Genomic DNA, 19,696 nt, shown 5'->3' with positions numbered 1-19,696 from the left:
GTAGTATGATGGATCGATTAGTAGAGGTAGAAATACGTTACGATGAACTGAATGAGTTGCTTAGTGATCCGGAAGTGATCAACGATACGGATCGCCTTATGAAATTGAGTAAAGAGGAAGCCGACTTAAGAGAGACAGTCGCAAAATATAGAAAATACAAAGATCTTTTGACAGAATTGGAAGATACCGAAGAAATGCTAAATGATTCTCTGGACAAAGAAATGGAAGAATTAGCCAAAGAAGAACGTAATGCTCTTAGAGAAGAAAAAGAAACGCTAGAAGAAGAACTGAAATTCATGCTGCTACCAAAAGATGAAAATGATGAACGCAATATTATTATGGAAATACGGGGAGCCGCCGGTGGAGATGAAGCGCAGCTCTTTGCCAGTGATTTATTTGAAATGTATCAGAAATATGCAGACAATCAAGGCTGGAAAACAGAAGTGCTGAGTACCAGTTTCGGAAATGCCGGTGGATTCAAGGAAATCACGGTGATGATAATAGGCACGAATGTGTATTCTAAATTAAAATATGAGAACGGTGCGCACCGAGTGCAACGAATACCTCAGACAGAATCACAAGGACGCATTCATACTTCAACAGCAACCGTCGTTGTTATGCCGGAAGCTGAAGATCTCGAAATAGATATCGCTGGAAATGATATTCGAGTCGATATTTATCATGCCAGTGGTGCGGGCGGACAGCACGTAAACAAAGTATCTTCAGCTGTGCGGTTAACGCATGAACCCACAGGGATCGTTGTAGCGATGCAAGACGAGCGCTCTCAAATTAAAAATAGAGAGAAGGCTATGAAAATTTTACGCTCTCGTGTTTATGATAAAATTACTGGGGAAGCACAGGCTGAAGTGGATGCTGAAAGAAAATCTGCCGTAGGGACAGGAGACCGTTCTGAACGTATCCGTACGTACAATTACCCTCAGAGTCGTGTTACTGATCACCGTATCAATTTGACCATTCAAAAACTTGATCAAATTCTGGCTGGAAAATTAGATGAAATCATTGAACCTTTACTCATGTGGGAACAATCCCGAAAAATGGAGCAGTTAAAGAATGACTATTAAATTTATTCGAGAAGCAACAACCTATGCAGAAGTCCTCTCCAGGGCTTCTTCTTTTTTAAAACAGAAGCATAAGGAGCCACAGATAGCCGAGTGGCTGATGAAAGAACGGTTTAATCTAACCTTGACCAATCTAGTTATGCATCAAAAGCAAGAGATGAATGAAACCGATAAAGAGATTTTCATTAATGACGTGACAGAAGCCAGTCAGGGCAAACCACCCCAGCATATTGTGGGACACGAGTGGTTTTATGACCGTCAATTCAAGATCACAGAGGCAACCCTGATTCCTCGTCCTGAAACGGAGGAATGGTTCGACCGGTACATCAAGCACTTGCCAGAACGACCATTACGTGTCATCGACTTAGGAACTGGATCCGGTGTTTTAGCAATCAGTCATAAGCTTGAGAGGCCTCAAGACGAAGTTGTTGGGGTAGACATAAGTCAAGCGGCACTCACTGTAGCCAGTTCTAATGCTCGGACTTTAGGTGCGGAAGTGACTTTTATCGAGAGTGATATGCTAGCGAAGGTCACTGGGACATTCGACTTGATCCTGTCTAATCCGCCATACATTAGTCAATCCGAACGAAATGAAATGGATGAATCAGTTATTGATTTTGAACCTCATCTTGCCTTGTTTGCAGAAGAAGAGGGATTGTATTTTTACAAAAAAATTGCAGTGGAATCTTCAGGAAGATTAAATCCAGAGGGAGAAATGATTTTAGAATTTGGCTATAAACAGGCAGCTGCAATAAAAACTATTTTCGGAAATCACTTTCCAGATGCAGCCATCAAGATAGAAAAAGATTTCAATAATAACGACCGGACAATACATCTGAAATGGGATACAAAAATAATGAAAGAAGGAGTCGTTAATGCAGACAGTCTTTCTTAATTCTAAGGAAATAGATCAAGCAGTGGCTTTTTTGAAAAGTGGCCAAGTGGTGGCTTTTCCAACTGAAACCGTATATGGATTAGGGGCAGATGCGACAAACGAAGAAGCGGTCAAAAAGATATTCGAAGCAAAAGGTCGCCCGAATGACAATCCATTAATCATTCACATCTCGAATATAGACCAGTTAGAACGCTATGTTGAGTCGGTCCCGGAAGTTGCCAGGACAGTGATAAATCATTTTTGGCCCGGTCCGTGCACATTAATTTTAAGGAAAAAAGGGTCTATTGCACCCTCGGTAACTGGGGGGCTGGATACCGTTGGTGTAAGAATGCCGGATCATCCGGTAGCGCTTGAACTGATTGAGAAGGCAGGTGTTCCCTTAGCAGCACCCAGTGCGAATTCGTCTGGAAAACCGAGCCCAACGACAGCTCTGCATGTTACGAGAGATTTAAATGGTAAAATTCAGGCAATAGTCGACGGTGGGGCGACGGGTGTAGGCCTTGAATCCACAGTGCTAGATCTCACCAATCCTGAAAGACCGACGATATTAAGGCCAGGTGGCGTTACTTTCGAGGAACTGGAACACGTTTTAGGGGAAGTTTGGACGGATGATCATTTAACAGATGCATCGATTGCACCTAAATCACCCGGAATGAAATATAAACATTATTCTCCTGAGAAGCCTGTATGGGTCTTACCTGCTTCGCTGGAGCAGACAATAAAAGTAATGGATCAACTGGAAAAATCTGGAAAAAAAATCGGATTCTTGGTTAGTGATGAATGGTTTGAACAGTTAAGTAACGATAGTAGAATGGGACAAACACTGGGCGAGAAAAAAACTCCCCAACAGGCAGCTGCTCGATTATTTTCATCTTTAAGAGCATTGGATGATGAAGATATTTCACTGATATTAGTTGAACCTTACTTGAAAGTAGGAATAGGGACGGCATATATGAATCGCTTGGAAAAAGCGGCGAGTCGAATCTTATGAACATCAAGATAAAGATGGATTCTTCTGGAAACTTGCGATTACTTTATGTACAATAATATAAGAAGTGAAAAAGAATACTGAAGGAGACGGATTATGGGAAAATTTCAAGTTATAGATCATCCACTTATACAACATAAATTAACAATTATCAGAGATAAAAATACTGGAACAAAGTATTTTAGAGAAGTTGTTAATGAAATTGCACGCTTACTAGCATATGAAGTATCTAGAGAAATGCCTTTACAGGATATTGAAATCGAAACACCTTTAGTAAAAACCGTTCAAAAACAGTTGGCAGGTAAAAAAGTAGTGATCGTACCTATTTTAAGAGCTGGTTTAGGAATGGTTGATGGGATGTTAGATCTTATTCCAGCAGCTAAAGTTGGTCATGTGGGAATGTACCGTGATCATGATACCATGCAACCAGTCGAATATTTTGTCAAATTGCCTTCTGAATTATCAGAACGTGAAGTTTTGGTTGTAGATCCAATGCTTGCAACAGGTGGGTCAGCCGTTGCTGCTATAGATGCATTGAAAAAACGCGGCGCTACCAACATCAAATTTGTTTGTTTAGTTGCAGCACCTGAAGGCGTAAAAGTATTGCAGGATGCTCACCCAGATGTTGATATCTATACTGCTTCATTAGACGAAAAATTAAACGAAAAAGGCTACATTTTACCTGGATTAGGCGATGCTGGCGATCGTTTGTTTGGAACATTATAAGAGAGATAAAATAAAAAAGCTCCGATAAGAAAAATTTCTTATCGGAGCTTTTTTATTAGGCTTTTTAAAAAAACCTGTAATATGAATGTAATATGCATAATAAATGAAATATTTCGAAGTTTGTGCTAGTATAATTACGAAAGGATGAACCGTATGCCACTTGTCATGCTACAATCAATAGTTAATCTTGTCTCGCATATGTTTTTTATACTTGTTGCTTTTTGGGCAATGCAGGCGTTGAAAACAGATAGGTTAATAAGAAAATATCATATCCCACAAGCACGCACCCTATATGTACTGATTTCAATTGCACTCGGTTATACAGCAAGTAGTTTTTTCATAGATTTTATTCTTTCAATTCAGAACTTATTTTATTTGATTTGATATATTTCATGTCGGTGACAAGTCAATTGGTATTGTTATAAAGATGTCATCAAGGAAGGGATTACATAGTGTTCTCCTAAGTTAAGCTTTCTGATATACTGTGTCGGGTGTGTTTCAAATATAATGATCGTTATTTTTAACTACATCAGGAATTTAGTATGAATACAAGACATAAGTTGATGATTACTGGAAAAGGAATTATGGAGGAGATAGAATGGAGAAAATTATAGTAGGCGGAGGAACTCAGCTGAAAGGTTCTGTTGATATAGATGGAGCAAAAAACGCTGCACTTCCTATACTAGCTGCCACCGTTTTAGCAAGTAAGGGAACGAATGTCATAGACAACGTGCCCCTTTTATCGGATATTTACACTATGAATGAAGTATTGACTCATTTAAACGTTGAGATTGAATTTGATGAAAAAAATCAAGTGATCAGAACAAATGCAGAAGTTAAATTGAACAATGAAACACATTTTGATTTTATGAGCAAAATGCGAGCTTCTATCGTGGTCATGGGGCCTCTGCTTGCTCGAACTGGGTATGCTAAAGTTGCTTTACCCGGCGGATGTGCTATCGGGTCTAGACCCATAGATTTACACTTGAAAGGCTTCGAAGCGATGGGTGTCAAAGTGAAATTTGGTAACGGTTATATCGAAGCTTCTGTAGACAAACTTAAGGCAGCTCATATTTATTTAGATTTTCCAAGTGTTGGAGCGACTCAAAACCTTATGATGGCAGCCACATTAGCTGAAGGAACCAGTGTCATTGAGAACGTTGCAAGAGAACCTGAAATCGTTGATTTGGCAAACTTCTTAAATAAAATGGGTGCTAAAATAATTGGAGCCGGGACAGAGACCATACGTATAGAGGGTGTGGAAGCTTTAGAAGGAACAAATTATTCCATCATTCCTGATCGTATTGAAAGTGGGACCTTTATGGTTGCTGCTGCAATTACACAAGGAGAGATTTTAATAAAAAATGCTATAAGTAAACATAACAAACCGCTCATTTCTAAACTAGGTGAAATGGGTGTTACATTTATTGAGACCAGCGAAGGATTAAAAGTTACTGGTCCTGTAAAATTAAAACCAACGAATGTTAAAACCATGCCTTATCCAGGTTTCCCTACTGACCTTCAGGCACCGATGACCATAGCACAGCTTGTTGCTGAGGGAACAAGTATTATGCGTGAAACAGTATTTGAAAATAGATACATGCACATGGAAGAATTACGTAAGATGAATGCATCTTTTCAAATCGATGGGCAAAGTATTATTATTCAAGGCGGGGGAGTGCTTCAAGGTGCTGAAGTTGCTTCAACAGACTTGCGTGCAGCAGCTTCACTAATATTAGCTGGTTTAGTTTCCCAAGGTCATACACAAGTTACTCAATTAAATCATTTAGATAGAGGATATTCTAATTTTCATCTTAAAATGAAAAAATTAGGTGCCGATATTGAACGAGTAAACGAAGAGTCAATAAAAACCCAAGAATCAAGTACCGTATCTGTTTAAATTAAAACCTTTATAGAGAGAGAACAGAATGAACAGGATAAAGCAGGCCATCATTCTTGATCCTCTCTTTTTTCGTATGCTCTTCAGTATTACTTAATAAATAATTAAGAATATCAATTTAGTGTTGCTCTTTTTTATTATGTTAAGTATCATAGAATAAGTGAGAACATTTTTAGACTTATGCATCTCGAAATAGTGAAAGTAGAATGAAGAGTTGAAAGGAGAAACACGATGGCTAGAGATATTGGCATCGACTTAGGTACAGCGAATGTACTTGTACATGTAAAAGGGAAAGGTATTGTCTTAAACGAGCCTTCTGTCGTAGCATTAGATACTAAAACAAATGAAGTCTTAGCAGTAGGGGTAGACGCCTACATGATGGTGGGCCGTACACCTGGTAATATAAAAGCCATTCGTCCCTTGCAAGGAGGCGTTATTGCCGATTTTGATATAACTGAAGCAATGTTAACTTACTTTATTAATAAATTAAACGTAAAAGGCTTTTTATCTAAACCTAACATTCTTATTTGTTGCCCTACGAATATCACTGCAATTGAACAGAAAGCGATCATTGAAGTGGCAGAAAAAAGTGGCGGTAAAAATATTTATTTAGAAGAAGAACCTAAAGTAGCTGCTATTGGTGCAGGTATGGATATATTTCAACCAAGTGGTAATATGGTTATCGATATCGGTGGAGGCACCAGCGATATTGCTGTTTTATCTATGGGTGGGATTGTCACCAGCCGCTCGATCAAAATAGCGGGCGATACACTGGATAACGACATCACGCAATATGTTAAGAAAAAACATAAGTTGCTCATAGGAGAACGTACGGCAGAAACAATCAAGAAAGAAATCGGCGTCATGTTTGATCATGGGAGAAATGATGAAATGGACGTAAGAGGACGAGATATGGTTTCCGGTCTGCCTCGCACCGTTACTATTACTTCACTGGAAGTACTGGAAGCAACGCGGGAATCTATGGATATGGTTGTTGTTCAAGCTAAAGCAGTCTTAGAACAAACACCGCCTGAATTATCAGCAGATATCATTGATCGCGGTGTCATTCTTACAGGTGGCGGAGCAATGCTTGACGGTATTGAACTACTCTTTGCCGAAGAGTTGAAGGTGCCTGTATTCAAAGCGGAAAATCCGCTCGACTCTGTCGCTCTTGGCACAGGTATTTTGCTTGAAAATTTAAAAAACCGAAGATAATACGTTGATCTGATGATCCTGGAAAATTGACTGAGGTGCTCACTAATGACATGGCAAACGGTAATTAAAGATATAATCTTTTATATATTAAAAGTCCTGATTGCGATTCTGTTAATTGCTGCGGCTTTTATAGTAGGAACAATGATTGGATACAGTGTCGTTGGTGGGGCCGGAGAGCCAATGGATGTATTTAATCCGGAAATCTGGCAGCATATTTTAGACTATATTTTCTAATAAATGAGGTGTCAAAGCATTAAGGTAATAGGGATTCTCTCTATCGCTTTAGTGTTTTTTCGTTTTTGATAAAACTTTATTCATGAGTTATTATTTCTTTTCATAATATTATTGGTAGAGGAGAGATGTTAATCTTTCCTACTATGTGATGAAAAGAGGAATAGCATGAATACAGTATCGCTGATAGGGAGAATGGTCAAAGAAGTTGAGTTAAGAGATATAGGTGAGAGTCGATTTGTTACCAACAACGTTCTAGCGGTAAAGAAGACGTTCAAAAAAGAAGGTATGACGGATGCTGATTTTATACCGTTTGTTGCCTGGGGTAAGAAAGCTGAACTCATTGAAAAATATTGCAGCAAGGGAGATTTGATCGCGTTAAATGGTAAGATGCAATCGCGTTCGTATCAAAACAACGAAGACGAAACAAAGTATGTTGTAGAAATGCTCGTGGATGATATAGAATTTATCCAGAAAAAACCAAAAGAATAGGCTATTTTAGAGTGTGAAAAAATAAAAACGCAGCACATTATTTTTGTTTGTTAACGAACAAGGATAAAGTGCTGTCTTTTTGCGTTTAGTTTTCAACTTAAAAAGGTCTGTTTATTGTTTGGTTGCAAAGTTGACACAATTAGTCTGTTTTCATGTTTTAGTGCATTGATTTACACAGAAAATTCAACTATGGCGTGTATAATGAAAATGAATGAATCTAGGGAGAAGGTTAAACATGCATATTTTAATGATCGAAGATAATGAATCCGTGTGTGAAATGATAGAAATGTTCTTTTTGAAAGAAGAGTGGGAGGCAACCTTTGTTCACAATGGCAAAGAGGGGCTGGATACGTATAAAGAGTCCCCAGATAAGTTTGATCTCATTATATTGGATATCATGCTTCCTGGGATGGACGGCATGACGATTTGTAAAGAAATAAGAAAACAGTCTTTATCGACCCCCATCATAATGTTGACTGCTAAAGATTCAGAAAGTGATGAAGTGATTGGTTTGGAAATAGGTGCAGATGACTATGTAACCAAACCCTTCAGTCCACTCACTTTAGTTGCGCGTATAAAATCATTGTTTAGAAGAGCCAGCAGTAAAGACGCGGCTAATGCAGATGAATTGACGTTTGACATTGAAACAGAACATTTGAAAATGGACCGAACGACACGAGAGGTCGTCTTGTATGATCAACCTCTCAATAATTTAACACCGAAAGAATTTGACTTGCTCTTTACTTTAGCAAATAGTCCCAGACGTGTTTTTTCAAGAGAGCAACTGCTTCAATTAGTTTGGGATTATGAGTATTTTGGTGATGAACGAACCGTGGATGCGCACATAAAAAAATTACGTCAAAAAGTATTTTTAAATGGGCCGCAAGTTATAAAGACGGTATGGGGAGTAGGGTACAAGTTCGATGATACCGAAAAAATTGACTAAAATGAAGTTGCCGTATTTCTTTCAACAGTTTTTGGGTTTTTTAGCGGTTATCATTATCTTAATGACGGTAACCATCTTTTCGCTAGTACATTTTGGTCGAAGAACGGCCTTGAATGCAACCGAAAACAGATTGTTTAGTTATGCTGAATCTGTAGTGAATGAGGATTTGAACCCGGCGCAACTAGATACGATCAACCGCGTTTTAACGGCGCAGGAAGTTTCCTTTTTTGTTTTTGATGAAGAAGGAGATATAATCTATCCGGAGTTACCATTGAATCTGCGGGCAAACATTGTTCCTGATCAAATTAAACAACTGCAATCGGGCGAACGCATATCTTTAACAACAAATCGTGAAGATTTATTAGGAAATCCCAGAGAGACCACACTCGTCTATCTTCCTTATTTTCAGAAAAACAACAAGGAGTATGCCGGGTTTGTTACGTTAAGTGCACCGATCAGCCATGTCAATCAACAAATGGAAGATTTAAAAGGCAATTTATTTAATGCCTTCCTTATCTCGACGATTGTTGCTATATTGTTGAGCTTAGTCTTTGCTCACTATCAAGTTAAGCGTGTGAATCGATTACGAAAAGCTGCCCATAAAGTAGCAGAAGGTGAGTATACGATTCAACTTGAGCATAAAGAACGAGATGAAATAGATTACTTGACCAGGGATTTCAACCGAATGGTGATGGCTTTAAAAGAATCTCAAGACGAGGTCATAAAACAAGAAGAGCGAGGAAAAAGTTTTATGCAAGATGCAGCGCATGAAATGAGAACACCTTTAACTACTATAAACGGTTTGCTGGAAGGGCTAGAACACGATGTCATTCCTGAAACACAAAAATTACGAAGTATAAAACTGATGAGAAAAGAAACAAGACGACTGATACGACTTGTCAATGAGAATATGGATTATGAAAACATTCGCTCTAATCGAATCGTATTAACGAAACATGCGATACCTTTATCAGAGATCGTTGATGAAATAAGTGAACAAATGAAAGAGATAATCAAAGAGTCTTCGAACGAGTTAATTGTTCATGATCTCGATAATGTCACGGTATATGCAGATTATGACCGACTAAAACAAATTTTAGTTAACTTGATTAAAAACGCCATGCAATTTACTCAAAGTGGCGAAATTGACATATCAAGTCGAAATACTATAGAAGGTACAGAAATCACCATTAGCGATACAGGAATCGGGGTGACAGAAACTCAATTGGAAAATATCTGGGAGCGTTACTACAAGGCAGATGCCTCTCGAACCAAGACTAGATTCGGTGAATCTGGTCTTGGACTGGCTATTGTACAACAGTTAGTAGAACTCCATGGAGCGGAGATTACGGTTAAGAGTGAAATTGGCAAGGGTACGACTTTTAAGATGATGTTCCCAAAAAAACCAAAAAATTAAAAGGTTCTTTAAAGTATTTAGGTTTAATACTTTAAAGAATCTTTTATGAGAACTTTTTAATTGCTTAATACGTTTGATTTGCCTTATACTAAAGTTTCGCTTAGAATATGCGAGAAGAATAAATTGATTTAAAATTAATCATAAAATAAAAAAATAAAAAAAAATGGAAAAAGGAGGGCTATTTATGTTTAAGATCAAAAACATTTTCAATAAAAGAAATGTTTTGTTTGGATTGGTAACAGTTATGTTTTGGCTCAAAACATATATGGCCTATTGGATAGAATTTGATTTAGGAGTGAATGGTGTTATTCAGCAGTTCTTATTGTTTATTAATCCACTAGCTGCCACGCTGATACTTTTTTCCGCTTCACTTTACTTTAAAAAATCAAAATCGTCCAGTATAGCTTTGATTGGAATTTTGTTTGTGACTACGTTACTTCTCTATTCCAACATCTTGTATAATAGAGAATTTTCGGATTTCCTTACAACGAATATCATGGTTGGTTCCAACAATGTATCCGCGGGCTTAATAGCCTCAACGTTTGCTATGATGCGACCATGGGATTTACTCTACTGGTTTGATTTTATCCTACTAGTGGTTATTTCTATACGTAAGCGTGAAACGATAGCTAAACACTATTTCAAACCAGCTAGAAAACGCGATATTTTTGCAGTTACCGCTTTAGGATTGGCATTATTCGTCGGAAATCTGACGTTAGCAGAAATAGATCGACCTCAACTGCTGACACGAACGTTTGACAGAAATTATATCGTAAAATATTTAGGGCTAAACTTCTTTACAGGTTATGATATTGTTCAAACGGTTCAAAATAATCAGATTCGAGCGAGTGCTGATGAAACGCAGCTAAATGAAATCATTGATTTTGTGAGAGAGAATTACAGAGAACCGAATGAAGAATACTTCGGTGTAGCAAAAGACCGTAACGTAATAGTCATAGCGATGGAAAGTGTCCAGCAGTTTTTGATCGATTATGAATTAGAAGATGAGAATGGCGAAAAACATGAAGTAATGCCATTCGTTAATAGCCTGTTTAACAGTCAGGACTCACATAGCTTCAATAACTTTTTCCATCAGACTGGCCAAGGGAAATCCTCTGACGCAGAAGTCCTGGGAGAATCATCTTTGTACGGAATGTCTGAAGGCAGTGTTTTTCAAACACTCGGATCGACAAATACTTTTCATTCTGCGCCCGCAATATTGGAACAAAAAGCTGGATACTCTTCAGCAGCCTTCCACGGAAATGTCGGATCGTTTTGGAATAGAACAGATACGTACCGAAACTTTGGCTATGATTACTTTTTCGATGCTGAGTTTTACGATTTGTCAGGAGAACGCTCACTCGAATATGGATTAAAAGATAAACTGTTCTTCAAAGATTCGGTTGAGTATATTGAACAGTTACCTCAACCTTTTTATTCGAAATTTGTAACGGTCACTCATCATTTTCCGTATCCTCTAGATGAACAGAATCAAGGTTTTCCAGAGGCACAAACTGCCGATGATACGATTAATCAGTTCTTTGCTACTGCTAATTATGCGGATCAAGCCATGGAAGAGTTTTTTGATTACTTGAAAGCCAGTGGGTTGTATGAAAATTCTATTTTTGTTTTATACGGTGATCATTACGGCATATCAAATATGCGAAATCCTCACCTTGCCGAATTAGTGGGCAAAGATAGGGAAGATTGGAACGAGTATGATGATACTCAAATGCAACGCGTCCCATTGATCGTTCACGCACCAGGAATTGGTAATGGTCAAGTTCATGATACGTACAGTGGTCAAGTTGATATGTTACCCACACTCATGCACTTACTTGGGGTTGAAACAGATGAATTCTTGTTCATGGGACAAGATTTGTTATCTGGGAATCATAATAGTACGGTACCTTTAAGAAATGGACGAGTATTGACTTCCGACTATACATTTATTGGTCAATCGATTTATGATCAAGATGGAAATGAACTGACAGACGAATTGTCTGAAGCTGAACGTGCTGAATTACACGTGATTAGAGATGATGCTCGAGAAGAGTTGACGCATTCGGACAATATTGTGATGATGGACTTGTTACGTTTCTATTCGCCTCCTTCAATGGAAGATTTTAAACCGAATGAGTATATTTTTTCTAACCAATTGGACGTTTTAGAAAGCGATGCTTTAAAAGAAGACAGTCTTCTTAAACAAAGAGACGGACTATCTAGTGAAGGGCTCTATGAATCAGACGCCCCAGAATTAATGAACGAAATGAGTTACAGTGAGTTTATTCAAAAGATAGACCCCGATAAAACATTGGACTTTGAACAATTAGAATAAGTGCCAAAAAGTGGACGTTAAGCTATTTAGCGTCCACTTTTTAAGTTGTAGACAGACTATATTCGTTAAAATATTATGTTATACTGTGAGAGAAAAGAAAACAGAAGATCAGCTAAAAAGGAGTGCGTTATGAAAGTATTGAGAATAAAAGAATTAGCAACCGATCGTATTAAAAAGGGGTACCCAATACTAGAAGAATTAGATTTTTTTGATAAAGAAGAGCTAGTCGAAGGTGACTTTGTGAGGCTAGTGGACAACCATTATAAATTTGTGGCACTTGGATATATTGGTAGCGAAAAGAAAACAGCTGGCTGGGTTTTATCCCTAGATGATTCGGATAAAATAGACTACGCCTTTTTTGACAGACTATTTAGAATGGCACGAGAAAGAAGATCAGCTTTTTATGCTGATAAAAAAACGACGGCTTTTCGTATGTTTAATGGTGATGGCGACGGTATCGGTGGCTTGACTATTGATTATTACGATGGCTATTATATCTTTTCTTGGTATAGTGAAGGTATCTACCAACACAAGGATATGATACTAAAAGCCTTTAAAGTAGCTATTCCTGATTTCAAAGGAATTTATGAGAAATGCCATTATCCAAATGCACCGCATAAAAGTAAATTTGTCGAAGGTAATAAAGCTGAAGAGCCTATAGTTATTTTAGAAAACGGTGTTCGATATAATATCTATTTAGATGAAGGCTGGATGACCGGTTTGTTCCTCGATCAGCGAAATGTCAGAAACAAAATTATGGAAGAATGGGGCTTAGGTAGAAAAGTCCTGAATACGTTTAGTTATACGGGAGCGTTTTCTGTCGCGGCTGCCATGGGTGGAGCGGTTAAAACTGTCAATGTTGATGTGGCTAACAGAAGTAAAGAACGAACAAAAGAGCAGTTTGAAGTAAATGGTTTAGACAGTGAGCAGCATGAAATCCGAAAAATGGATGTGTTCGATTATTTAGATTATGCACAGAAACATCAGCTGCAATTTGACTTGATCGTTTTGGATCCGCCAACGTTTGCACGTACAAAGAAAAGAACATTCAGTGTTGAAAAGAATTACACGGAATTAGTGGCAGAAGCGATTCAAGTGCTAGCACCTGGTGGTTTGATCATTACTTCTACGAATGCAAGGACAGTATCAAGAGATGATTTCTTTGATAGTGTTAACCTAGCCTTTGAAGAATTAGATGTGGATGCTTACCTCGTTGAGGAGTATAGCCTGCCTGAAGATTTTGCTGTAAACAACGAAAATCCAAATTCTAATTACTTGAAAGTCTTTGTGCTTCAAAGAACAAAAGAATAACAAACGGGAGGCAGGGAAACCTGTCTTTTTTTGTACATATGACTAAAGATTGAAGATTTTGAAAATGGAGGAAAAAAAGGGAGACGGATCCACTTAATATGATAAAATAGATAGAAAGTTACTGGAAAGGACGAAAAGAAATGTCAGCTTATATTTCTGTGAAAAATGAAGTGAAGCGTTATCAAGCCGGTGAAACAGTTGTCGTAGCTAATGATGGTATAACGTTTGACATAGAGAAAAACGAATTTGCTGTTATTGTCGGGCCCAGTGGGGCTGGGAAAACAACAGTTTTAAATATTTTAGGTGGAATGGATTCTGCTGATGAAGGCGAAGTGATCGTTGACGGGACGGATATAGTTGGATTTAAAGATAAGCAATTGACGGAATATCGACGAAATGATGTTGGTTTTATCTTTCAAAATTATAATTTGATCCCCAATTTGACGGCTAAAGAAAATGTAGAGTTGGCAGCAGAAATTTCTCCCAATGCGCTAGATGCAACGGAAATACTGATCAGCGTTGGTTTGGAAGACCGAATGGATAATTTCCCTGCCCAGTTGTCTGGTGGCGAACAACAGCGCGTTGCCATTGCGCGCGCATTAGCAAAGCAGCCAAAATTATTGCTCTGTGATGAACCCACCGGTGCGCTGGATTATGAAACCGGGAAAAAAGTACTCGATTTATTGAATCGTTCCAAAGAAGAATACGGAGCAACAGTCGTTGTTATCACACATAACCGTGCCATTGCACCAATGGCAAATCGTGTGATCGATATCAACAATGCTAAAGTCAGAAAAGTCACGTTGAATGCTCATCCACAACCGGTAGAATCGATTGAATGGTAAAACGGATGCGAAATGAGGGAGTGTAATGACCAAGAGAGCATTATGGAAAGATACGTTCAGAGAAATAGGTCGAAGCAAGACCCGGTTTTTATCTATCTTTGCCATTATTTTAATAGGAGTCGCTTTTTTTGCTGGCTTAAGTGCTACCGGACCGGTAATGATTCATACGGCCGATTCTTATTATGATGAGCAAAATTTAAGCGATATACATGTGTTTTCAACGATGGGATTAGTAGATGAAGACAAAGAAATCTTGAATTCGATAGATAATGCCGATGTGAACTATTTTTATAGTCAGGATGTCATTTTTGACGAGTCAGGATTAACATCAAAAGTTATCGGCTGGGACAAAGAGCAGCATTCGATCAATGACTTTAAAATTGTTGAAGGCCGTTTACCTGAAGACACTAACGAAATTGCTATCGATCACACGAATAGTTACGTTGACGAGTATGCAATAGGCGATACCATTCAGATAAATGAAGAAACATCTGAAAATCGTGAGGCCGCACTTAAAGAGCATACATTTGAAGTCGTTGGTTTTTTGAATAGTCCCTTATATATCGAACGGATAAATAGAGGGAACACAACTATAGGTAGTGGCAATTTAGACGGCTTTTCGGTGGTGTCAGCAGATGTTTATGACATGGAGATCTATACCGATGCCTACATCTTATTTCATCAGTCAAGTGAATATGTAGCTTACTCGACAGAATACCAGGACTTTATCGATAGGAAAAAGGCCGATGTAGAAGAGCTTTTGTCAGAAAGACCGAATGAAAGGTACGAAGCACTCTACGAAGAAATCGAAAGTGAAATCGAAGACGGCTATGAAGAAGTAGAAGAAGCTGGACAAGAGCTTGAAGAAGGCAGAGTGGAATTGGAAGACGCTCGAAATGAGATCGATGAAGGTTTCGCCGACTATGCAGCTGGAATGGACGAACTGGAACGCGAAGAAATAAATGCACGTGCTGAGATCGAGAACGAACGGACACAACTCAATCAAGCATTGAATGAAATACAAGAAAACAAAATTCAGCTTGAAGCCGCGCAAATGCAGGACTCGCCAGCTTACGAAGAGTTATTGACCCAGGAAGAACAAGTCCTAGCCGGATTAGTAGAGCTCGAAAATGCTGAAAGTCAACTCAATGCTGAACTGGCAGCTTCAAGAGAAGAATTGGAAGCTGCACGGGTTGAATTAGAGGAGGTAGAAGCTGAGTATCAAGATGGATCAGCTGAATTTGAAGCAGAAGCTGCGGATGCTGAAGCAGAAATTGAGGAAGCTTTAGTTGATTTAGAAGAAGCCGAAACAGAATTAGCTGATTTAGCCGAGCCGGAGTATTTCGTCAATGACCGGACTTCTCTTGCAGGCTACGGAGAGTTTGACGAAAATGCAGAGAGAATCAGTGCTATTGCTAAAATATTCCCGGTTTTCTTTTTCTTATTAGCAGCGCTTATATCATTGACAACGATGACACGGATGGTCGATGAAGGAAGAAACCAAATCGGCACACTGAAGGCTATGGGATATGGTGATATGGCCATTGCAACCAAATACTTTGTTTATGCATTTATTGCCACCTCATTTGGGAGTATATTAGGTTTGTTTTTAGGGTATTGGCTCTTTCCTAATGTGATTTTAGACGCGTATAGTTCGCTCTACAATTTACCTTCCGCCCAAACACAATTTTACTGGAATTACGCAGTCATCTCTCTGGCCGCTGCACTCTTGGCGACCGGATTATCTACATTAGTTTCCGTTCGCTTATCTTTACGCAGCAATGCGGCGACGTTGCTACGGCCAAAAGCGCCTAAAAAAGGGAAACGGATTTTCTTGGAATACATGCCGTTTATTTGGAAAAGATTTTCGTTTACTCAAAAAGTAGCATCCCGAAACTTATTTAGATATAAACGTCGAATGTTGATGACATTATTTGGGGTGGCTGGAGGAACGGCGTTGCTCCTGACTGGCTATGGTTTGTCCGATTCGATTGCTGATATTGCAGACGTTCAATTTGGAGAGATCAATTTATACCAGGCAGTCGTAGCTGAAAATGCTGAAGCAACAGCTGCTGATCGTGAGTCACTTGTTGCTAAACTTGAAAACGTAAACGGTTTTGAGAAGCAGCTTCTATCTTTTCAGGAGAATGTCAAAGCCAATAAAGATGGAGAGACGCGTGATTTCATACTCCTTGTCCCAAGTGATGCAGATTTGTTTAAAGACTTTGTTGTACTCAGAGACTTGGAGGATCAATCAAAAACATACGAATTGCAAGATGAGGGTGTGGTTATTACCGACAAGTTAGCCGAGTTGCTCGATGTCGCTGTAGGGGACACAATAGAGTTGGAATGGGACGATTCAGTAACAATAGAAGTTGAAATCAATGCTGTTTCTGAACAATATGTCCAGCATTATATATACATGTCACCAGACTATTATGATCAAGTGATTGCTGAAGAAATCGAATATAATACACGCCTGCTTAAATATGACGAACAAATAAGTGATAATGAGCTCGGTGAACAATTGATTGAAGAAGAGGCTGTACTGGGCGTAACGTTTGTGACAGCTATCAAAGACGCGTTCCAAGATTCGATGGACAGCCTGGATGTGGTGACGGTGGTCCTTATTATCTCGGCGGCTTCGCTTGCCTTTGTTGTCTTGTATAACCTCACGAATATCAACGTATCAGAACGTATCAGAGAATTGTCGACAATCAAAGTCTTGGGCTTCTTCGACAAAGAAGTGACCATGTATGTTTATCGTGAAAACTTTGTTTTGACCATTATGGGTATTCTTGTCGGTTTTGTATTAGGTGTTTTCATGCATCGCTTTGTATTACAAACCGCTGAACTTGATATTATGCGTTTCCTCAGCCAAATTACATGGACGAGTTATCTGTATTCATTCCTGCTGATGTTTTTCTTCAGTAGTTTGGTAATGGTCGTGATGCATTTCAAATTAAAACACATCAATATGGTCGAAGCATTGAAAATTCCGGATTGATGGAAAAAACCGATTAAGAATCAGTGTGGAACGATCAAAAAAGTAATAGGAGGAAAGATATATGGAGGGGTTTAAAGAAGCACGATCCCTGGAGGAACTCAGAAAGCATGTGGATCAGAATGATTTAGCTTTTTTGTTTTTATATGGTCAAAATTGTTCGGTTTGTCACAGCGTCTTGCCTCAAATCAAACCAATAGTAGAAGGGTTCCCGGAAATCAAAACGTTACAGGCGGATGTTGAAAAATTTCCGGAAATTTCTGGAGAATATATTGTGTTTACGGTGCCTGTTGTCCTACTATTCGTTGATGGACGAGAAGTCATGCGTTTTGCTCGATTCATCGAAAAAAATAAATTATACGAACAATTGGAAAAAATAACAAGTGCTTTAACTGAGTAAACGATAAAAGCTCCCCAGAAAAACGCAAGACCCTGAAGCTAAGATCGATCGTCTTATCCATCAGCATCGTTCGGTTTACTGGGGGGCTTTTTTTGATTTCAGCTTGTCATTTTTCGTCTTTAAATACCCAAGACATCTCCCATTCCTTTGCGGCCCAGTCGATCAACTCGTTGACGTCTCGGGTAAGGGAAAGAAAGGAGAAATCATTTTCTGATAAAAGCGTTTGAGAGATGGCCTGTATTTCATAGGTCAGGGCTTTCGAGCTATCACCTAAGTTGATTTCTTCCGTTGTGCCATTTGAATAGGTAACTGTAGCCTTTGAAGCTCTTGGATAATCGGAGACAGTGATATAAGCGTTTTCGCATACAATAACACCTTGAATCGGCATATTTGCTATAAAACTTAAGGCAGCTGTCCCAATTTCACCTTGTTTGTTCCTGAAATGAAAAGAGCTGCTTTCATCGACACCTGTTTCGTTTAATAAGACAGTCGTTTGTTTTACCTCGGGCTGACTTGAAAGAAAGTACCGGATAAAGGATAAGGCATAAACACCGATATCGAGCAATGCGCCGCCGCCAAGATCAGGATCATAGAAGCGGTTTGTCGGGTCAGATACCTGCTTATTTCCGAATAAAGTATGAATCATCTTTAGTTTTCCGTATTTATTTCCCTGTATGTTGGTCTTTAATTCTTTGTAAAGAGGCATGTGATAAATGGTCATCGCTTCAGCACAAAGTAAATTTTTGCTTTGTGCGACATTTAATACCGTGTTTAGCTGTGTACGGTTAAGAGTGATTGGTTTCTCGCATAAGACATGTTTGCCGGCTTTGAGCAACATCAACATGTCAGCATAATGAGAACTGTTTGGAGTGGCAATATAAACAATATCTATCTCTGGATCGTAAGCTAATTCTTCATAACTCCCGTAGGCTTTTTTTATATCGTGTTTTTTTGAGAACTCAAAGGCTTTTTGAAGAGTACGAGAAGCCACTCCCAATAGATTAGCATTGTCTGACTCGAACTGTGATGCAAATTGATGAGCGATATCACCGAGACCAATAATGCCCCAATTTATTATTTTCAAGTTGATCCTTCTTTCTTTAGTGGTTCTTTCTGTAAACTAAGTATAACGCTATTCAAAAAAACAAGTGTATACTTTTTGCGAGTATCTGTTTAGATTAATTTTAATATGTTAAAATGGTAATGAACGGCATACGAAAATAAAATTAAAAGTTAACATAACCGCATGCTAAGTGATGCACGTTTGTATCCTTAGTATAAATGATTCAAAAACAAAAGAGGAGGATAAATTCTGGGTTATAATAAAAAGAAAAAAGCTCTTCCTCTCGCAAAAATACTAGCGATTCTTTTTCTTGCGTTTATTGTATCCATAGCATTGATCAGTCAATCGATAGAGAATGAAACAATGGTGCAAAAGAGCAGAACAAGAGAAGAATTTATAGCTGATGTGGCAAGCTATGCTGCTCCTCTCAAGGAATCTCATGGGATAAAGCCCAGTGTAGCTATCGCGCAGGCGATTCTAGAATCCAACTGGGGGAAAAGCAGCTTATCACAGCAAGAACATAACTATTTTGGTATCAAAGGACAGTCTGACAGTGGAAAATATGCGACCATGGAATATGACGAAGAATGGATAGAAATTCAAACTTCATTTAGAAGTTACCCGTCTCTTGAAGCGTCAGTACAAGATTATGCTGAGTTGATTGCTAATGGGGTGTCGTGGAATCCTGAACTTTACCAAAGTGTACAGGAAGCTGCTACGTATAAGGAGGCAGCGTACGCGCTTTATTCTGCGGGTTATGCAACCGACCCAACTTACCCTGAAAAACTTATTGAAATAATAGAGTTGTATGAACTAGACCAGTACGATAAGTAAACCAAAGATAAA

18 protein-coding genes are annotated in these 19,696 nt (G+C 38.7%); 17 read left to right on the top strand and 1 reads right to left on the bottom strand.

The window, feature by feature from the left end:
* The first annotated feature begins 5 nt into the window (after positions 1-5).
* The 16 genes from prfA to AX762_RS09520 all read left to right on the top strand — a co-directional run bounded on the left by prfA (position 6) and on the right by AX762_RS09520 (position 17,787).
* The gene (gene prfA / locus AX762_RS09595) at positions 6-1,082 is read left to right on the top strand and encodes a peptide chain release factor 1 (protein WP_071848956.1); all 1,077 of its coding nucleotides are present in this window, start codon (positions 6-8) and stop codon (positions 1,080-1,082) included.
* Positions 1,072-1,974 carry a peptide chain release factor N(5)-glutamine methyltransferase gene (gene prmC, locus AX762_RS09590; RefSeq protein ID WP_071848913.1) on the top strand — a complete coding sequence of 301 codons (903 nt, stop codon included), beginning with the start codon at positions 1,072-1,074 and terminating at the stop codon, positions 1,972-1,974. Before prfA ends, prmC begins: the two co-directional genes overlap by 11 nt.
* The gene (locus tag AX762_RS09585; protein WP_071848912.1) at positions 1,955-2,965 is read left to right on the top strand and encodes an L-threonylcarbamoyladenylate synthase; all 1,011 of its coding nucleotides are present in this window, start codon (positions 1,955-1,957) and stop codon (positions 2,963-2,965) included. Before prmC ends, AX762_RS09585 begins: the two co-directional genes overlap by 20 nt.
* Before the next feature lie 93 nt (positions 2,966-3,058).
* Positions 3,059-3,688, top strand: coding sequence for a uracil phosphoribosyltransferase (upp, locus tag AX762_RS09580; RefSeq protein WP_071848911.1), 630 nt, complete (start codon positions 3,059-3,061; stop codon positions 3,686-3,688).
* Between the two features lie 153 nt (positions 3,689-3,841).
* Positions 3,842-4,072 carry a DUF1146 family protein gene (locus AX762_RS09575; protein WP_071848910.1) on the top strand — a complete coding sequence of 77 codons (231 nt, stop codon included), beginning with the start codon at positions 3,842-3,844 and terminating at the stop codon, positions 4,070-4,072.
* A gap of 214 nt (positions 4,073-4,286) precedes the next feature.
* Positions 4,287-5,588 (top strand): UDP-N-acetylglucosamine 1-carboxyvinyltransferase, encoded by a 1,302-nt coding sequence (murA, locus tag AX762_RS09570; protein ID WP_071848909.1) that lies wholly within the window; start codon positions 4,287-4,289, stop codon positions 5,586-5,588.
* A gap of 231 nt (positions 5,589-5,819) precedes the next feature.
* Entirely contained in the window at positions 5,820-6,803 is a 984-nt protein-coding gene (gene mreB / locus AX762_RS09565; RefSeq protein ID WP_071848908.1) for a rod shape-determining protein MreB, read from the top strand.
* Between the two features lie 45 nt (positions 6,804-6,848).
* Entirely contained in the window at positions 6,849-7,037 is a 189-nt protein-coding gene (locus AX762_RS09560; protein ID WP_071848907.1) for a DNA-directed RNA polymerase subunit beta, read from the top strand.
* A gap of 165 nt (positions 7,038-7,202) precedes the next feature.
* Positions 7,203-7,526 carry a single-stranded DNA-binding protein gene (locus AX762_RS09555; protein WP_071848906.1) on the top strand — a complete coding sequence of 108 codons (324 nt, stop codon included), beginning with the start codon at positions 7,203-7,205 and terminating at the stop codon, positions 7,524-7,526.
* A gap of 235 nt (positions 7,527-7,761) precedes the next feature.
* Positions 7,762-8,472 carry a response regulator transcription factor gene (locus tag AX762_RS09550; protein ID WP_071848905.1) on the top strand — a complete coding sequence of 237 codons (711 nt, stop codon included), beginning with the start codon at positions 7,762-7,764 and terminating at the stop codon, positions 8,470-8,472.
* A complete protein-coding gene (locus AX762_RS09545) occupies positions 8,450-9,889 on the top strand; it encodes a HAMP domain-containing sensor histidine kinase (protein ID WP_256244696.1) in 1,440 nt (479 codons plus the stop codon). Before AX762_RS09550 ends, AX762_RS09545 begins: the two co-directional genes overlap by 23 nt.
* A 184-nt stretch (positions 9,890-10,073) precedes the next feature.
* The gene (locus AX762_RS09540; protein WP_071848904.1) at positions 10,074-12,227 is read left to right on the top strand and encodes an LTA synthase family protein; all 2,154 of its coding nucleotides are present in this window, start codon (positions 10,074-10,076) and stop codon (positions 12,225-12,227) included.
* 129 nt (positions 12,228-12,356) lie between these two features.
* On the top strand, positions 12,357-13,538 hold the full coding sequence (locus tag AX762_RS09535) for a class I SAM-dependent rRNA methyltransferase (RefSeq protein ID WP_071848903.1): 1,182 nt from the start codon (positions 12,357-12,359) through the stop codon (positions 13,536-13,538).
* A 140-nt stretch (positions 13,539-13,678) separates the two neighbouring features.
* Positions 13,679-14,383: an ABC transporter ATP-binding protein gene (locus AX762_RS09530; RefSeq protein WP_071848902.1), complete on the top strand. Its 705-nt coding sequence runs from the start codon at positions 13,679-13,681 to the stop codon at positions 14,381-14,383.
* A 25-nt stretch (positions 14,384-14,408) separates the two neighbouring features.
* Positions 14,409-17,390: an ABC transporter permease gene (locus AX762_RS09525; RefSeq protein WP_071848901.1), complete on the top strand. Its 2,982-nt coding sequence runs from the start codon at positions 14,409-14,411 to the stop codon at positions 17,388-17,390.
* 61 nt (positions 17,391-17,451) lie between these two features.
* On the top strand, positions 17,452-17,787 hold the full coding sequence (locus tag AX762_RS09520) for a thioredoxin family protein (protein WP_071848900.1): 336 nt from the start codon (positions 17,452-17,454) through the stop codon (positions 17,785-17,787).
* Between the two features lie 106 nt (positions 17,788-17,893).
* On the opposite strand, the gene AX762_RS09515 is transcribed toward AX762_RS09520, so the two are convergent.
* Positions 17,894-18,871: a Gfo/Idh/MocA family protein gene (locus AX762_RS09515; protein WP_071848899.1), complete on the bottom strand. Its 978-nt coding sequence runs from the start codon at positions 18,869-18,871 to the stop codon at positions 17,894-17,896.
* A gap of 342 nt (positions 18,872-19,213) precedes the next feature.
* Between AX762_RS09515 and AX762_RS09510 the strand changes: the two genes are divergently transcribed.
* On the top strand, positions 19,214-19,684 hold the full coding sequence (locus AX762_RS09510) for a glycoside hydrolase family 73 protein (RefSeq protein ID WP_083432911.1): 471 nt from the start codon (positions 19,214-19,216) through the stop codon (positions 19,682-19,684).
* Positions 19,685-19,696 lie beyond the last annotated feature (12 nt).

The organism is Alkalibacterium sp. 20 (assembly GCF_001885615.1).
GTDB lineage: Bacteria > Bacillota > Bacilli > Lactobacillales > Carnobacteriaceae_A > Alkalibacterium.
The sequence above is the reverse complement of the archived record's forward strand: the minus strand, read 5'-3'. Positions and strand labels throughout refer to the sequence as shown.

Coding starts and splice junctions, on each gene's coding strand:
- prfA (WP_071848956.1), top strand. CDS start 6: ATGATGGATCGATTAGTAGAGGTAGAAATACGTTACGATGAACTGAAT.
- prmC (WP_071848913.1), top strand. CDS start 1,072: ATGACTATTAAATTTATTCGAGAAGCAACAACCTATGCAGAAGTCCTC.
- AX762_RS09585 (WP_071848912.1), top strand. CDS start 1,955: ATGCAGACAGTCTTTCTTAATTCTAAGGAAATAGATCAAGCAGTGGCT.
- upp (WP_071848911.1), top strand. CDS start 3,059: ATGGGAAAATTTCAAGTTATAGATCATCCACTTATACAACATAAATTA.
- AX762_RS09575 (WP_071848910.1), top strand. CDS start 3,842: ATGCCACTTGTCATGCTACAATCAATAGTTAATCTTGTCTCGCATATG.
- murA (WP_071848909.1), top strand. CDS start 4,287: ATGGAGAAAATTATAGTAGGCGGAGGAACTCAGCTGAAAGGTTCTGTT.
- mreB (WP_071848908.1), top strand. CDS start 5,820: ATGGCTAGAGATATTGGCATCGACTTAGGTACAGCGAATGTACTTGTA.
- AX762_RS09560 (WP_071848907.1), top strand. CDS start 6,849: ATGACATGGCAAACGGTAATTAAAGATATAATCTTTTATATATTAAAA.
- AX762_RS09555 (WP_071848906.1), top strand. CDS start 7,203: ATGAATACAGTATCGCTGATAGGGAGAATGGTCAAAGAAGTTGAGTTA.
- AX762_RS09550 (WP_071848905.1), top strand. CDS start 7,762: ATGCATATTTTAATGATCGAAGATAATGAATCCGTGTGTGAAATGATA.
- AX762_RS09545 (WP_256244696.1), top strand. CDS start 8,450: ATGATACCGAAAAAATTGACTAAAATGAAGTTGCCGTATTTCTTTCAA.
- AX762_RS09540 (WP_071848904.1), top strand. CDS start 10,074: ATGTTTAAGATCAAAAACATTTTCAATAAAAGAAATGTTTTGTTTGGA.
- AX762_RS09535 (WP_071848903.1), top strand. CDS start 12,357: ATGAAAGTATTGAGAATAAAAGAATTAGCAACCGATCGTATTAAAAAG.
- AX762_RS09530 (WP_071848902.1), top strand. CDS start 13,679: ATGTCAGCTTATATTTCTGTGAAAAATGAAGTGAAGCGTTATCAAGCC.
- AX762_RS09525 (WP_071848901.1), top strand. CDS start 14,409: ATGACCAAGAGAGCATTATGGAAAGATACGTTCAGAGAAATAGGTCGA.
- AX762_RS09520 (WP_071848900.1), top strand. CDS start 17,452: ATGGAGGGGTTTAAAGAAGCACGATCCCTGGAGGAACTCAGAAAGCAT.
- AX762_RS09510 (WP_083432911.1), top strand. CDS start 19,214: ATGGTGCAAAAGAGCAGAACAAGAGAAGAATTTATAGCTGATGTGGCA.